General features: G+C 63.0%; 11 protein-coding genes. 4 read left to right on the forward strand and 7 right to left on the reverse strand.

All coding sequences use genetic code 11. The features are described 5' to 3' along the window. Positions 1-89 precede the first annotated feature (89 nt). On the forward strand, positions 90-1,019 hold the full coding sequence (locus GCT13_RS37040; RefSeq protein ID WP_152766884.1) for a LysR family transcriptional regulator: 930 nt from the start codon (positions 90-92) through the stop codon (positions 1,017-1,019). Between the two features lie 250 nt (positions 1,020-1,269). On the opposite strand, the gene GCT13_RS37045 is transcribed toward GCT13_RS37040, so the two are convergent. From GCT13_RS37045 to GCT13_RS37070, 6 genes are all read right to left on the reverse strand, one after another. Further along, complete coding sequence (locus tag GCT13_RS37045) at positions 1,270-2,106, reverse strand: OmpW/AlkL family protein (RefSeq protein WP_152766886.1); 837 nt, start codon at positions 2,104-2,106, stop codon at positions 1,270-1,272. 152 nt (positions 2,107-2,258) lie between these two features. Beyond that, positions 2,259-3,506 (reverse strand): DUF2957 domain-containing protein, encoded by a 1,248-nt coding sequence (locus GCT13_RS37050; RefSeq protein WP_152766888.1) that lies wholly within the window; start codon positions 3,504-3,506, stop codon positions 2,259-2,261. A 158-nt stretch (positions 3,507-3,664) separates the two neighbouring features. After that, positions 3,665-5,074: a DUF2957 domain-containing protein gene (locus GCT13_RS37055; protein WP_152766890.1), complete on the reverse strand. Its 1,410-nt coding sequence runs from the start codon at positions 5,072-5,074 to the stop codon at positions 3,665-3,667. Between the two features lie 539 nt (positions 5,075-5,613). Then, a complete protein-coding gene (gene argC / locus GCT13_RS37060) occupies positions 5,614-6,561 on the reverse strand; it encodes an N-acetyl-gamma-glutamyl-phosphate reductase (RefSeq protein ID WP_152766892.1) in 948 nt (315 codons plus the stop codon). 192 nt (positions 6,562-6,753) lie between these two features. Continuing rightward, the gene (locus GCT13_RS37065) at positions 6,754-7,329 is read right to left on the reverse strand and encodes a flavodoxin family protein (RefSeq protein WP_152766894.1); all 576 of its coding nucleotides are present in this window, start codon (positions 7,327-7,329) and stop codon (positions 6,754-6,756) included. 140 nt (positions 7,330-7,469) lie between these two features. Beyond that, positions 7,470-8,087, reverse strand: a complete 618-nt coding sequence (locus GCT13_RS37070; RefSeq protein WP_152766896.1) for a YbhB/YbcL family Raf kinase inhibitor-like protein — start codon at positions 8,085-8,087, stop codon at positions 7,470-7,472. Between the two features lie 266 nt (positions 8,088-8,353). Here GCT13_RS37070 and GCT13_RS37075 point away from each other — a divergent pair, with 266 nt between their 5' ends. Further along, a complete protein-coding gene (locus tag GCT13_RS37075; protein WP_152766898.1) occupies positions 8,354-9,061 on the forward strand; it encodes a response regulator in 708 nt (235 codons plus the stop codon). Positions 9,062-9,223: 162 nt separating this feature from the next. Here the strand turns inward: GCT13_RS37075 and GCT13_RS37080 are convergent, their stop codons facing one another. Then, positions 9,224-9,910, reverse strand: coding sequence for an orotate phosphoribosyltransferase (locus GCT13_RS37080; RefSeq protein ID WP_152766900.1), 687 nt, complete (start codon positions 9,908-9,910; stop codon positions 9,224-9,226). Positions 9,911-10,276: 366 nt separating this feature from the next. On the opposite strand from GCT13_RS37080, the gene GCT13_RS37085 reads away from it, so the two are divergent. Together GCT13_RS37085 and GCT13_RS37090 are read left to right on the forward strand one after the other, a co-directional pair. After that, positions 10,277-11,509: an MFS transporter gene (locus tag GCT13_RS37085; RefSeq protein WP_152766902.1), complete on the forward strand. Its 1,233-nt coding sequence runs from the start codon at positions 10,277-10,279 to the stop codon at positions 11,507-11,509. A 306-nt stretch (positions 11,510-11,815) separates the two neighbouring features. Beyond that, positions 11,816-14,101, forward strand: coding sequence for an NADP-dependent malic enzyme (locus GCT13_RS37090; protein WP_152766904.1), 2,286 nt, complete (start codon positions 11,816-11,818; stop codon positions 14,099-14,101). Positions 14,102-14,132: the final 31 nt, after the last annotated feature.

Raw genomic sequence — 14,132 nt, forward strand, 5'->3', positions numbered from 1 at the left:
GCTCCGGAAGTTTTCTGTCCGGTCTATCGTAGGGATGCCGTCGTTATGCGACAATTGAATTATCTCGATAATGTTTATGCGAGGTTGTTTTGAACACGCGAGACTTGCAGGCGTTCGTCGCGGTCGTCGAAAGCGGGTCGATGGTGCGGGCATCGGAGAAGCTCTTTCTCACGCAGCCCGGACTCACGCGCCGCGTGCAGAACCTGGAGACGATGCTCGGCATCGAGTTGCTCGACCGGCAGAGCAAGCCGCTCAAGCCGACGGCAGCGGGCAACGAGGTGTACGGGCTTGCGCGTACGGTGCTGCGCGCCGTCGACGACCTGATGGCCGTCGCGTCGCCCGACAGCGAGCCGACGGGCGAGCTGAAAATCGGCGTGCCGCCCTTTCTGTCCGAACTCGCGCTGGAGCAGCCCATCGACCGGCTGCGCAGCGCGTTTCCGAAGCTCACGCTGCGCGTGACGGCGGGCTGGTCGCCGGGGTTGCTGCAGGGTGTCGAGCGCGCGTCGGCGGATGCCGCCGTCGTGCTGCTGCCGGAGGGTGTCCCGTTGCCGGAAGCGCTCACCGCGACGCTGCTCGCGTACAAGCCGACGGTGGTCGTCGCGCCGCGCTCGTTCGGCTTCACCGAGCAGCCGACGACGCTCGCCGAACTATCGTGTCATCCGTGGGTGCTGAATCAGGATGGCTGCGGGATGCGCTCGGCGCTGAGCCGCGCGATGTCGGCTGCGGGGTTGCCGTTCAATGTCGCCGTCGAGGCGTTCGGCTCGGAATTGCAGTTGTCGCTCGTCGCGCGCGGCCTGGGCGTGGGGCTTGCGGCGCCGGAAGTGCTCGCACGCAGCCCGCAACGCGAGTCGCTGCAAATTCTCGACGTGCCGGATTTTCGCAGCGGCCTGAACGTGTGGCTGGTGCATGGCGCGCTGCCTGGGCGCCTGATGCGGCCCATCGCGTTGATGCGCGACGCGCTGATCGAAAAGCTGGAAAAGGATGCCGCCTGCTGGCCGTTGGCTGGCTCGACGGCATGATGCGAAGCACAATAAGCGCACCTGAAAGGTGCAGCATGGCGATATGTCGCCCATATGCTGCGTAGAGTGTGGTCTCTAAATTGAAATGTTGCGTCGCATCACAGGGTTTGCTATAGTTGTTTTTGTCTCCTCCATGTCTCCTCTGATATGGATTCAGCCCGCCAACCTGGCGGGCTTTTTTTTGCCTGTTTTCTGTCTGCCTTTGCTGTTGAGCGCGGCCGCCCCATCAAGGCCTATCGCGCCAGCGTCGTCAGAATTTGTACGACACAGCGAGGTACGTGATGATCGGATCGGCTTTCAGCTCAGCCTTCGATACGCCCAGTTCCGTGCCGTCGGCCGCCTTGATGATCACCGACGAAGTTGTCTTCAGCGGGATATAGGTGACTGATGCCGTCACGCCCCAATGATCGGTGATGTTGTACATCGCGCCGGCGTTGAAGACGGGCGCCCATGACGACGACGCCTTCGCTTCCACCGATGTCTTGCCCGGCTTGCCCGCGCCCGCCGCGAGAATCGCGCCGAGGTTGTCCTGCGTCGACGTGACGAAGTTGTTGTTCAGCTGGATGTCGCTGAACCAGTTGTACGACACGCCGATGCCGAGAAACGGCCGGAACTTCGCCGTCGCCGACGCGAAGTAATACTGGAAGATCAGCGCCGGACTCCATTGCCGCACGCTTTTCACGATCGGATTGACGGCGGGATCGCCGATGTCCTGCTTGCCGAGCGCGCCCGCCGGGCCGGGCGGCTGGATCGTGCCGTGCCCGTAGATCTGGAACTTCGGCGGAATGCCCGCCACCGACGTCACCGCGACATGGTCTGTGACGAAGTGCGAAAAGACGAGACCGGCCGTGTCGGCATTCGTCGTCGACAGGCTCGTGCCCGGCGACGTGAACGAGCTCGGCAGCCGCAATGGCGTGTTGATCGGCACGGGCGCGACGTGTGTCGTGAGCGGCGTGCTCGAATCCTGCGGCATCACGTGGAACCAGCCGAGCGTGACGAGGTTGTCACCGGCCTTTTGCGCATGCGCGTTCTGAGTGGCGAGCGCGCCCAATGCAGCAGCCGACGCCGCGACCAAGAGCTTTTTCATTTTGTTCCTCCTGAGCGGGCGGCCTGCCGCGCGGGCGACGGCGTTATTGATGCCGTCTGCTCCGCGCCCCGGCCGTCCGCTCTGCCGCGCGGGCAGAGACGGGCCAAGGGGCGGTCGCCTCGTTGCGTTTTATGGTGCGGCGCGCGCGCCCATCACTGGACGAAGGCGCCGATCGTGAAGTACGGCGACGACGCGTTCGACAAGTCCAGGAAGCCGAACACGCCTCCCGTGAAAATGAACTTGCCGGTCGGCGCGCTGCCTGCGGCCGCGCTCGCGTAGGTCGACGTGACGACACCGGGCACCGTCTGCGTGAAATCGAGGTTCAGCGCCTTGGTCAGCGAGGCCTGCGACGGGTTGAACGGATCGAGCAGCGTCGCCTGCGTGCCGACGAGCGCGTTCGTCCGGTAGTCGAACTCGCTGTCGACGCCGATGTACTCCCCGTTCTGCGAGTTGACGGCGATGTTCGTCTGAGGCGCGAGGATCGAGATACCCGATTCGTCATCGGCGACGGGGCCGCTCAGGCCGTTCTGCGGATTCGGCGTCAGCGAGGAATTCGCGACGCCCGTGCGGATCAGGATCGGCACGTTCTGGTTGCGCAGCTTGCCGACGATCATGAAGCCCTTGGCGACGGGCGATGTCGCGAGCGTCGGTTTGCCCTGGCCCTGGAAGTTGTCGGTTTCGAATGCGCCGCTGCCATCGGACGACTGCGCCCAGTTCGTGCCCGGCTGCTGGCACTTGCCGGCGTTGACGCCTGCGTTGTCGCATTCGGTCCAGGTGCCGTCGGCGTTGATCGTGATCTTGGTATCGACGACGGTCGGCGCGAAGTTTTGCGACGGAATCTGGTGATAGCCGAGCTGGTTGTACGTGCCCGCGACGTTCGCGAGATTCGTCTCGATCGACGAGAAGCCGATGAACGGGTAATACGGGAATGTCGTATCAGGCACCGTGCCTTGGCCGAGAACCCCACCGAACTGAATTTCGGCGCCCGGAATCGTTCCGCCCGCCACCCCTTCGCCGACGAAGATGCGCGCCGGACGGTTCGGATCGAGGCTTGCGCCGTTCAGACGGAACGCGCACTGGTTGAGCTTGTTGGTGGGCAGCTGCGTTTCCTGTGTGAGCGTGCCGGATGCCGTTTGCCCCTTGCGGGTGGGCGCGACCGTTCCCTTCGTCGCAGGTATCGGCGATTCGACGTAGGTGACTTGCCACGTCATCTTCGTCGTGTCGAGTTGCAGCTTGACGAGTTCGCCGTCGCCGCCGCCGCCCGTGAACGTCGTGCCGTAGTCGAGCGACGAAGGGCAGAGGCGCGCTTCCGTCGGCGACGGGCCTTCGCTGCCCGAACCGCCGCAAGCCGCGAGCAACGGCGCAGCAAAAGCCAGCGCCGAAAGAATCTTCCAGTTCATTGTGCCTCCCTGTCTTGTTGTGGGCGGCCGGCTCCCAGTCCAGCCGCTTTTCGGTCTTGTGATCTAGCGGTGCTGCCGTACTGCATTGGTTGCGTCTTGCTGCACGCGTTGTTGTCGGGTTGCCTTTTGTGCTCGTTCCGGTGGGTTGCCCACTTGGTTCACTTGCTGATCTGCGCGCCGACGCTGAAGTACGGCGAACTGGCCGTGTCGGCGTTGGCCGAAGTCGGCGCGATGCCGCCGTTTTCCGTGCCCTCGATGAAGATTGCGTAGAGTCCGCCCGCGGCGATGGCGAGGCCCGACTTGCCCTGCGTGTCGCCGACGTTCACGACGCCGGGATTGCCGAGGCCGTACTTCAGCGCGAAGCCGCTTTCGGCTGCTTGCGTGGTCGGATTGATGAAGGTGCCGAGGCCGCCCTGGATCAGCGACGCGGTGTACCTGAAGTTCGAGTCCGCACCGACATAGCCGCCGTCGAAGCCACCCGACGCGAGCGGCGTCGCGCTCGCGAGCATCGCGATGCCGGATTCGTCGTCGACCTGCGCATCGAACGGAATGGCGCCCGTGCCGGTGAACACATAGCCCGTTCTCACGACGACCGGGACGGTGATGCCGTTCAACTGGCCGAGGATCATATGGGCTTTCGACGTGCCCTTTTGGCCGAGCAGCGGCAAGCTGAACTGGTTTTCGATGCGCGGCGCGTTGTTGCTGTCGAAATAGCCATTGGCGTTGAGCGTCAGCGGGTCGCCCGTCGACAGGCATCCCGTCGAGCTCGCGTTGCCGGCTGTGGGCGTCGGATTCGATGTGGACGAGCAGGCGCCGGTTGCGTCGAACGTTTCGGACGTGCTGGTTGCGGCCACCGCGTAGTTCGCCGATGGCTCGATGTGATACAGCAGGCCGTTGTAGGTGCCGGCGAGCTTCGAGAGATCGGTCGTCGTGCTCGCGAAGCCGAGGAACGGATAGAAGTCGAAGTGCCGGCTCGGCACGGCGCCGACGTTCTGGTAGATCAGGATGTTCTTGCCGGCGTACGAGATGTCCGCGCCGGGAATGCCGCCGCCCGCGACGCCTTTGCCGACGAACACAATCGGCGGGTTCGCCGATGAAAACGATGTGGTGTACGTCGAGCCCGTCGACGGCGCGGTGCCCGAGGCAGGCGTCAGCATGAACGCGCAGCGCGTCTGCTCGGCGTTGGGCAGCATGCCTGCGGGCGGATGCATGACGGCGCCCGTGACGGTCGTGCCGGCGCGCGTTTCGTCGACCTGTCCTGTTGACACAGGAATCGGCGATTCCAGAAACGTCAGCGTGTACGTCATCTTCACGGCGTCGATGTTCAGCGACACGACTTCGCCGCTGCCGGCTCCGCCCAGGTAGGTGCTCTTGCCGATGTCGGCATCGGCCGGGCAGAGCATGCTCGCGCTGGCCGTCGACGTGGGCGGCCCCTGCACGCCGCAACTCGATCCCGAGCACTGGCTCGTCTGGATCGAACCGGGGTTATCCGCATTCCCTCCGCCGCAGGCGAGCAAAAAAGGCGCGCTGGCAATGGCACATGCCAGCCCTTTCGAAATGGCGTACATGCTGTTGTCTCCCTGTTGGCCAGAGTTGCGGCTTTAGCGCCTTACTCCGATCCATGTTTGCCGACTGATCTAATTTGCGAGCTAATTTCGCTGCGCGATTTAAGACTGTCAATTGAACGAATCGTCTAAAAAGTCCGATTCAAACAGTTCATTTTTCGTCGAGAGTCGCATGGCGCTTCGAGGCGCGCGTTTTTAAACAAAAACGGATTCTTTCGACCGTGGGCGGATTTCTGCCTGCTGCCGCTTCGCCTTGACTGGCGGGGAGGTACGGCAAAATGCCTCTATCATCTTCGAACGCTCGTTCGCAAAAAAATCCGGAGTTTCCCTATGCGGTAATAGATGCGCAATACAGAAAGGAGGGAAGCAGTAAATGCCTGATTTCAGGAGTGCTGGAGATAGTGGGAAAAACGAAAGGAATTACACCGCGTTTAATTAGCTGTTTTAAATCGCGAATCGGCAAGTGCAAAAGAAAAAGCCGGCGTTTGAATGGCCGGCTTTGTTACGCGTAAGGACGGGTGGTGCCGTCCGCGAGCGATTGGTTAGCGTTTCAATCCCGTCGCTTCGTCTGCGCCGATCGCGAGATTCATGCACTGGATCGCCGCGCCCGACGCGCCTTTGCCCAGATTGTCGAGCCGCGCAACGGTGACGTAGCGCTCTTCGCTGCCGAACACGAACAGGTCGACGCGATTCGTGTCGTTGTTCGCCTGGACGTCGAAGAAGCCGCTGTCGAGGTTGTCGTCCGCGTTGAAGGGCGCGACGCGCACGAACTGCTCACCGCTGTAGTACTCGGCGAAGAGCGCCTGCACTTCTTGCGGCGTCGCCGGCTTCGCGAGCTGGCTCGGCGTGAAGTACGTCGTCACGGCGAGGCCTTTGAAGAAGCTGCCGACGATCGGCGTGAAGATTGGCGGGTGCTTCAGGCCCGTGTGCGCGGCCATTTCCGGCAGGTGCTTGTGCGTGAGGCCGAGCGCATATGGGCGTGGGCTGTCGAGCTTCGCGTTGCCGCCCGCTTCGTAGTCCGCAATCATTTTCTTGCCGCCGCCGCTGTAGCCGGTGATCGAATAGCTGTGCGCCGCGAAACCCGCCGACACCACGCCCGCCTCGACGAGCGGACGCATTGCCAGCACGAACGCCGATGCGTGGCAGCCGGGCACGGCGATGCGCTTGGCCGTGCGCAGACGCTCGCGTTGCGCGCGGGCCAGCTCGGGCAGGCCGTACGCCCAGTCGGCATGAGTGCGGAATGCCGTGCTCGCGTCGATCAGCACGGTGCGGTCGTTCTCGACGAGCGAGGCCGATTCGCGCGACGCAACATCCGGCAGGCACAGAAACGTCACGTCGGACGCGTTGATGAGACGACGGCGCTCGTCGATGTCCTTGCGCTTCGCTTCTTCGATGCGGAGGATTTCAACGTCTGCGCGCTGCGACAGGTATTCGAAGATTTTCAGGCCGGTCGTGCCTTCCTGTCCGTCGACAAAAACTTTCGTGCTCATCTGGATCTCGCTGGCTTACGGAAAACGGGGCGCTCACTGCGCCGGAACGCCATTTTAAGGCTGCTTGGCGGCGTGCGTGCAGCGCGTGTGCAGATTCGGCGAAAAACACGTTGCGCCGCAACGGTGACAGCGGCATGACAGACCGTGCTGCAAGGACACGACCAGCACGCCGCCAGCGCGCGCCGGGCCCGCCTACGTCGGATATCCCGCCTTCCAGCGCGCCGTCACGGCCGCGATGCGCGCGCCGAATACCTTCGCCGTTTCGATGTCGCCGGGCAGCGGCGCTTCTTCGGGCGTGGCGTCGGCAGGCGACTGCGACAGCAACCCGGTGAAGCCGCCGACATAGTTCAGGTCATTGCGCGTCGCCGCCTTCGTGTTGGACGGCATGATCCCCGTGCCCGCCCAGATCATGCCGTGCTGCATCGAGAGCGTGACGAAATACTGGATCGTCATGAACTTGTCGCCGTTCATCGTCGCCGAATTCGTGAAGCCCGCGGCTACCTTGTCCTTCCACTTCTGGCCGAACCACGGCTTGGAACTGGCGTCGGCAAATTTCTTGAAGTCGGCGGACGGGCCGCCCATGTACGTGGGCGCGCCGAAGATGATCGCATCGGCTGTGTCCAGCTCGGCCCAGCCCGCGTCGTCGAGTTCGCCGACGGCGACCAGCTTCGCGTCGGCGCCTCCGTCGAGCGTGCCGGCGAGCACCGCTTCCGCGAGCTTCTTCGTGTGGCCATAGCCGCTGTGATACACGATGATGATCTTCGACATGGACAACTCCATCGTTGCAAGAAATGATTGGCAGGGGCAGAACGTTGCAGGTTCATTCTGTCATCGTGAGCAAGTTCTTTCAGACGCCGTGAGCAAGCGCGGCGTCGCCCTGGTTGCTTTCTTAACCGCTTCGAATAAGGCTAGCGGCCGTACATGACGGTCATGCGGGCGTAGCCGAGCGTCGCGGTGCTGATCTCGTGGTCGAACATCACCGAAGGGCGTCCCTGCGCGAGCCTGAGATTGGGCGAGCTCAGTGCATAGACGGTGATCACGTAGCGATGCGGCTTGCCGGGCGGCGGGCATGGGCCGCCGTAGCCGTCGATGTCGAAGTCGTTGCGCGCTTCGACGGCGCCGAGTTTCTTAAGAAAGCCGGACGCGCTGGCGTTTTCCGGCAGCCGGTCGACGTTGGCGGGAATGCCGACGACGGCCCAATGCCACCAGCCGCGTCCAGGCGCATCGGGATCGAAGATCGTGATCGCGAAGCTGTGCGTGCCGTCTGGCGGATTATGCCAGCTGAGTTGCGGCGAATGGTTGTTGCCCTTGCAGTCGTCGCGATCGAATACCTGCGCGTTGTTGACCGTGCCGCCCGCGCGAAAACTGGTGCTCGTGACGGTGAACGCGTTGTCGGCGAAGGCCGCGGACACGTGAACCGCGCACGCAAACGCTATGACGGACGCGACGCGCGATGGCGCGAAAGACAGAAACGGCAGGAACGAACGGGACGAAGCGGGCGTAACGACCGGGCAACGCAAGCGCATGTGCCGAATCTCCTGTCAGGCTCGTAAAGAATTGTCCTTACGAAGGATTATTGTCCTTTTTTATACCCAAGCGACAAATCGAGTCTAACATTACATCTTATAAAAGCATTCGTGCCTGGTAAGCGGCCAGGATGGCCTGAAATCGGCTATAGTCGCTGCAATCGTCTGCAGCCGTAAGCAAGCAGACAAGTCCTAGAAATTTAGAACTAAGAAACAGTTTCATGACTGAAGTTTCGGAGCGTGGATTGTCAGATCAAGGGAGGGCCATGCAAGATCCCATCAGGGTCGTGGTTGCCGACGACCATCCGGTCATTCTCTTTGGCGCCGAGCAGGCGTTGCTCAAGTTCCAGGGTATTCGCGTGGTCGCGCGCGCAAAGCAATCCACCGAGCTAGTGAAGTTGTTACAAACGACGCCCTGCGACGTGCTCGTCACCGATCTCGCCATGCCCGGCGGACATTATGGCGACGGTCTGCCGTTGATCGGCTATTTGCGTCGGAATTTTCCCGACCTGCCTATCGTTGTCCTGACGATGCTCGAAAATGCCGCGTTGCTGAAGCGGCTGAGTGAGCTTGGCGTGACTTCCGTGGTGAACAAATCGGACGATCTGAGCCATATCGGTCTTGCCGTGCAGCACGTCAGCCGCCATCTCGAATACATGAGTCCGTCAGTGAAGGCGTCGCTCGACACGCTGCGCATGAACGCGGGTGGCAAGAGCGACGAGGTGATTCTGTCGAAGCGCGAACTCGAAGTGGTTCGGCTCTTCGTTTCGGGCATGACCATCAAGGAAATTTCTGAGCAACTGAATCGCAGCATTAAGACGATCAGTACTCAAAAGAACACGGCGATGCGTAAGCTCGGACTCGAACGGGATTCCGAACTATTTCAGTATGCGCAGAGTAACGGCTTGATGAATCTGTCGTCGTATGCGCCGGGCGAGGCGGACGACGGAGGCGCTGCGGCGCAACAGTCTTAAGCGTGTCGTCAGAGGCGGAGTGGCGCTTCTGAATCAGATCGACGCGAATCTTGGCGTGCCAAAGGAGAAGGCCGCCTGTCTTGCGGACAGGCGGCCTTCTTGTTGGCGTCACCGGCTGCGCGCGGGCCCTGACGATCTCGGCCCGGCGCATGATGTGGACAATTACTGCGGAGCAGCCGTCGCACCGCCGTGCGCCGCTGACCACTCGGCGGGCGCGTGCAGGAATTTCTCGACTTCGTCGAGCGTCTTCGTATCGAAGTAGCCCTTTTCCTTGGCGACGCGCAGCACGTCCCACCATGTGGCGAGCGCGTGCAGATCGACGTCGATGTCCTTCAACACGGACACGCTTTCCTTGAAGATGTTGTAGTGGAACAGCACGAAGCAGTGGTTCACCTGCGCGCCCGCCGTGCGCAGCGCGTTGATGAAGTTGATCTTGCTGCGGCTGTCGGTGGTCAGGTCTTCCACCAGCAGCACGCGCTGGCCTTCCGTCAGCAGACCTTCGATCTGCGCATTACGACCGAAACCCTTCGGCTTCTTGCGCACGTATTGCATCGGCACCATCAGGCGGTCCGACAGCCATGCGGCGAACGGAATGCCCGCCGTTTCGCCGCCGGCGACGGCGTCGATCTGCTCGTAACCGACGTCGCGCAAGATCGTCGTTTCCGCCATCTCCATCAGGCCGCGGCGCACGCGCGGATACGAGATCAGCTTGCGGCAATCGATGTACACCGGGCTCGCCCAGCCGGAGGTGAAGATGTACGGTTTTTCCGCGTTGAAATGCACTGCCTGGACTTCCAGCAGCATCTTGGCGGTCGTGTCGGAGATCGTCTGGCGATCGAAGCCTGTCATGGGCGAATCCTTGGGTGGTGATCTGGGAGACGGGCGCGCGGCCCGATGGCGCAGCAAGCGTGGCGTGACCAGATGTGACATCCGGCGCCCGTTTGGGCGAAACACGCCGGAAAGTTGAAAAACTGACGGGATTGCTGCGCGCGTAGCCGGCTATTTTACCCGATTCGGACTTGTCCCAGGGCGCCCGGACACGCGAGCCCGCCGTCGCACTGGCTGTCCGGGCGCTTCGCCTATGCCTTTTGGCCAGGTTGTGACGGCAGATCGAGGCCTTTACACTCACGCGACATTTCCAACACAAGTTTCAGCGATGGCCGCGCGCGGCCATCGGCCGTTTGCACCCAGCTACGCCCGCAAGGACAGCCGCACATGAACATCGCCTCTTCGCCGAACGCCGTCTCGCAAGATACACGCCCCGGCTATGCCGCGCGGGCACTGATCGCGTCGGTGCTCGGCTATGCGATGGACGGCTTCGATCTGCTGATTCTCGGCTTCATGCTGCCCGTGATCGCCGCCGATCTGCACCTTACGTCGACGCAAGCCGGCTCGCTTGTCACGTGGACGCTGATCGGCGCAGTCGCAGGCGGTCTGATTTTCGGCGTCTTGAGCGACTATTTCGGCCGCGTGCGCATGCTCACGTGGACGATCCTGATCTTCGCGATCTTTACGGGGCTGTGCGCGCTCGCGCGGGGCTACGGCGACCTGCTCGCGTACCGGACGATCGCGGGCGTCGGTTTGGGTGGAGAGTTCGGCATCGGCATGACGCTCGTCGCCGAGGCTTGGCCGGCGGCGCAGCGGGCGCGCGTGTCGTCGTATGTCGGGCTTGGCTGGCAGATCGGCGTGCTCGCCGCCGCGTTGCTGACACCGCTGCTGCTGCCGCTGATCGGATGGCGCGGCATGTTCGCGCTCGGGCTGCTGCCCGCCGTCGTGTCGTTTTTCGTGCGGCGGCGCGTCGAGGAACCGGCGCTCTTCACCGAGCGGGTCGCGCGCGGCATGAGCAAGGCGCCCATGAAACTGCTCGTCGCCGATGGCCGCGCGACGCGCGCGAGCGCAGGTGTCGCGATTCTCTGCTCGGTGCAGAACTTCGGCTACTACGGCCTGATGATCTGGCTGCCGACCTATCTGTCGAAAACGTTCGGCTACTCGCTGACGCGCTCCGGTCTATGGACGGCCGTCACGGTGCTCGGCATGGCCGTCGGCATCTGGCTGTTCGGCGTCGCTGCCGACCGCTTTGGCCGCAAGCCGGCGTTTCTGTTCTACCAGGCGGGTGCGGTCGTGATGGTGTTCGTCTACGCGCACCTGAGCACGCCCGTCGCGCTGTTGATCGGCGGCGCGTTGATGGGCGTGTTCGTGAACGGGATGATCGGCGGCTATGGCGCGCTGATTTCCGAGCTGTACCCGACGGACGCCCGTGCCACCGCGCAAAACGTGCTGTTCAACATCGGCCGGGCGGTGGGCGGTTTCGGTCCCGTCGCGGTCGGCGCGCTGGCTGCGCGCTTTTCGTTCGGCGCGGCGCTCGTCGCGCTCGCGTCGATCTATGTGCTCGACACCTTCGCGACGGTGTTTCTGATTCCCGAACGCTGCGGCGCAGCGCTCGAATGACGGCGCCTCGCGAGCGTCCGCGCGCGAGCCGAGAGTGCTTCCATGTCGCGCCGCAGCACGAGCTGGCGCGGCTCCGGCTTATCCGTCCGGTACAAAACCTGGCCCGAACTGACTCATCCGGGGTGTACACTAACCGACCCGAAAAAGCTCAGCGCCGCCTGCTTTCCGCTGAGGTTTGACGCCGCGCCCAACGGACGCACGCGAGAAACGCCGCAGTCGGGCATCGTCCCGCCAGTGGCCAGCGCAGCACGTGACGTACTGATGTATCGAGCCGGGCCCAATTATTAACGTCTCGCAGGTTAGAAAATGGACGAACAACTGAAGCAAAGCGCTCTCGCGTATCACCAGAATCCGAAGCCCGGCAAGATTTCGGTCACACCGACCAAGCCGCTTTCGAACCAGCTGGATCTGTCGCTCGCGTATTCGCCGGGCGTCGCAGCCGCGTGCATGGCCATCCATGACGAGCCGCTCGACGCGCAGAAGTACACGTCGCGTGGCAACCTCGTCGGCGTGGTCACGAACGGCACGGCTGTGCTGGGTCTCGGCAACATCGGACCGCTCGCCGCGAAGCCCGTGATGGAAGGCAAGGGGTGTCTGTTCAAGAAGTTCGCCGGCATCGACGTGTTCGATATCGAGCTTAGCGAATCCGATCCCGACAAGCTCGTCGAGGCGATCGCGATGCTGGAGCCGACGCTCGGCGGCATCAACCTCGAAGACATCAAGGCGCCCGAATGCTTCTACATCGAGAAGAAGCTGCGCGAGCGCATGAAGATTCCCGTTTTCCACGATGACCAGCACGGCACGGCGATCATCGCATCGGCGGCGATTCTCAACGGCCTCAAGGTGGTCGGCAAGAAGCTCGAGGAAGTCAAGCTCGTGTGCTCGGGCGCGGGCGCGGCGGCCATCGCGTGTCTGGATCTGCTCGTGAACCTGGGCCTGTCGAAGAAAAACGTGCTCGTCGTCGATTCGAAGGGCGTGATCTACGAAGGGCGCGGCAATCTGGACCCGTCGAAGGAGCGCTACGCGGCGCATACCGACGCGCGCACGCTCGCCGACGCGATCAAGGGCGCCGACGTGTTCCTCGGCTGCTCGAGCGCCGGCGTGCTGAAGCCGGAAATGGTCAAGGAGATGGGCACGCAGCCGCTGATCCTCGCGCTCGCGAACCCGGAGCCGGAAATCCGCCCGGAAGAAGCGAAGAGGGTGCGTCCGGACTGCATCATCGCGACGGGCCGTTCGGACTATCCGAACCAGGTCAACAACGTGCTGTGCTTCCCGTTCATCTTCCGTGGCGCGCTGGACGTCGGCGCGACGACGATCACGGAAGAAATGAAGCTCGCGTGCGTGCGCGCGATCGCCGAACTCGCGGAAGAAACCGATCAGGGCGATGAAGTCGCGAAGGCCTACGAAGGCCATTCGCTGGAATTCGGCCCCGACTACCTGATTCCGAAGCCTTTCGATCCGCGTCTGATCATCAAGATCGCGCCCGCCGTCGCGCAGGCCGCGATGGATTCGGGCGTCGCCACGCGTCCGATTCAGGACATGGACGCCTATCGCGAGCAACTGGGCGCGACCGTCTACCGCTCGGGCATGGTGATGCGCCCTGTTTTCGCTGCCGCGAAGGCGCAGCCGGCCCGCATCGTGTTCGCGGAAGGCGAAGACGAGCGCGTGCTGCGCGCCGCGCAATTCGTGCTGCTCGAAAAGATCGCGAAGCCGATTCTGGTGGGCCGGCCCGGCGTCATTGAGATGCGTCTGAAGAAGATCGGCTCGAAGCTCAAGTGCGGCGAGGATTTCGAGGTCGTCAATCCGGAAGACGATCCGCGCTATCAGACGAGCTGGCAGGCTTATCACGAGATCGGCGCGCGCTCGGGCGTCACGCCGGAAGTCGCGAAGGCCGCGATGCGCAAGTTCAACACGCTGATCGGCGCGATTCTCGTGCATCTCGGCGACGCGGACGGCATGATCTGCGGCCTGATCGACACGTATCACGAGCATCTGAAATACGTCGAGCAGGTGCTGGGCAAGGCCGAGCACGTCGACAACTTCGCCGCGATGAACCTGCTGATGCTGCCGGGCCGCAACCTCTTCATCAGCGACACGTACGTGAACGAAGTGCCGACGGCCGAACAGCTCGCCGACATGACGATTCTCGCTGCGCGCGAAATCGAGAAGTTCGGCATCGTGCCGAAGGTCGCGCTGCTGTCGAATTCGAACTTCGGCAGCATTCCGTCGGCGACGTCGGCACGCATGTCGGCGGCGCGCAAGCTGATCGCCGAACGCGCGCCGCATCTCGAAGTGGATGGCGAAATGCACGGCGACGCGGCGTTGTCGGAAGCGGTGCGCAAGGCGGCCTTCCCGGGCACGACGCTGACGGGCGAAGCGAACCTGCTGATCATGCCGAACGTCGAAGCGGCGAACATCACGTACAACCTGCTGAAGATGATCGGCGGCGAAGGCGTGACGGTCGGTCCGTTCCTGCTCGGTGCCTCGAAGCCGGTGCACATCCTGACGCCGGCCGCGACCGTGCGCCGGATCATCAACATGACGGCAATCGCTTCGGCGAACGCCAATGCGGAGCGGCAAGCCGCGAACTAAGCGCGCTTTCCGGCCCGATAGTGGCTTGATG

The sequence above is a fragment of the Paraburkholderia franconis genome (assembly GCF_009362735.1).
Lineage (GTDB): Bacteria > Pseudomonadota > Gammaproteobacteria > Burkholderiales > Burkholderiaceae > Paraburkholderia > Paraburkholderia franconis.

Bases quoted from the DNA above. Each gene is read 5' to 3' on its own strand.
- GCT13_RS37085 (WP_152766902.1), top strand. From the start codon at position 10,277: ATGAACATCGCCTCTTCGCCGAACGCCGTCTCGCAAGATACACGCCCC.
- GCT13_RS37065 (WP_152766894.1), bottom strand. From the start codon at position 7,329: ATGTCGAAGATCATCATCGTGTATCACAGCGGCTATGGCCACACGAAG.
- GCT13_RS37055 (WP_152766890.1), bottom strand. From the start codon at position 5,074: ATGTACGCCATTTCGAAAGGGCTGGCATGTGCCATTGCCAGCGCGCCT.
- GCT13_RS37080 (WP_152766900.1), bottom strand. From the start codon at position 9,910: ATGACAGGCTTCGATCGCCAGACGATCTCCGACACGACCGCCAAGATG.
- GCT13_RS37045 (WP_152766886.1), bottom strand. From the start codon at position 2,106: ATGAAAAAGCTCTTGGTCGCGGCGTCGGCTGCTGCATTGGGCGCGCTC.
- GCT13_RS37090 (WP_152766904.1), top strand. From the start codon at position 11,816: ATGGACGAACAACTGAAGCAAAGCGCTCTCGCGTATCACCAGAATCCG.
- GCT13_RS37070 (WP_152766896.1), bottom strand. From the start codon at position 8,087: ATGCGCTTGCGTTGCCCGGTCGTTACGCCCGCTTCGTCCCGTTCGTTC.
- GCT13_RS37075 (WP_152766898.1), top strand. From the start codon at position 8,354: ATGCAAGATCCCATCAGGGTCGTGGTTGCCGACGACCATCCGGTCATT.
- argC (WP_152766892.1), bottom strand. From the start codon at position 6,561: ATGAGCACGAAAGTTTTTGTCGACGGACAGGAAGGCACGACCGGCCTG.
- GCT13_RS37050 (WP_152766888.1), bottom strand. From the start codon at position 3,506: ATGAACTGGAAGATTCTTTCGGCGCTGGCTTTTGCTGCGCCGTTGCTC.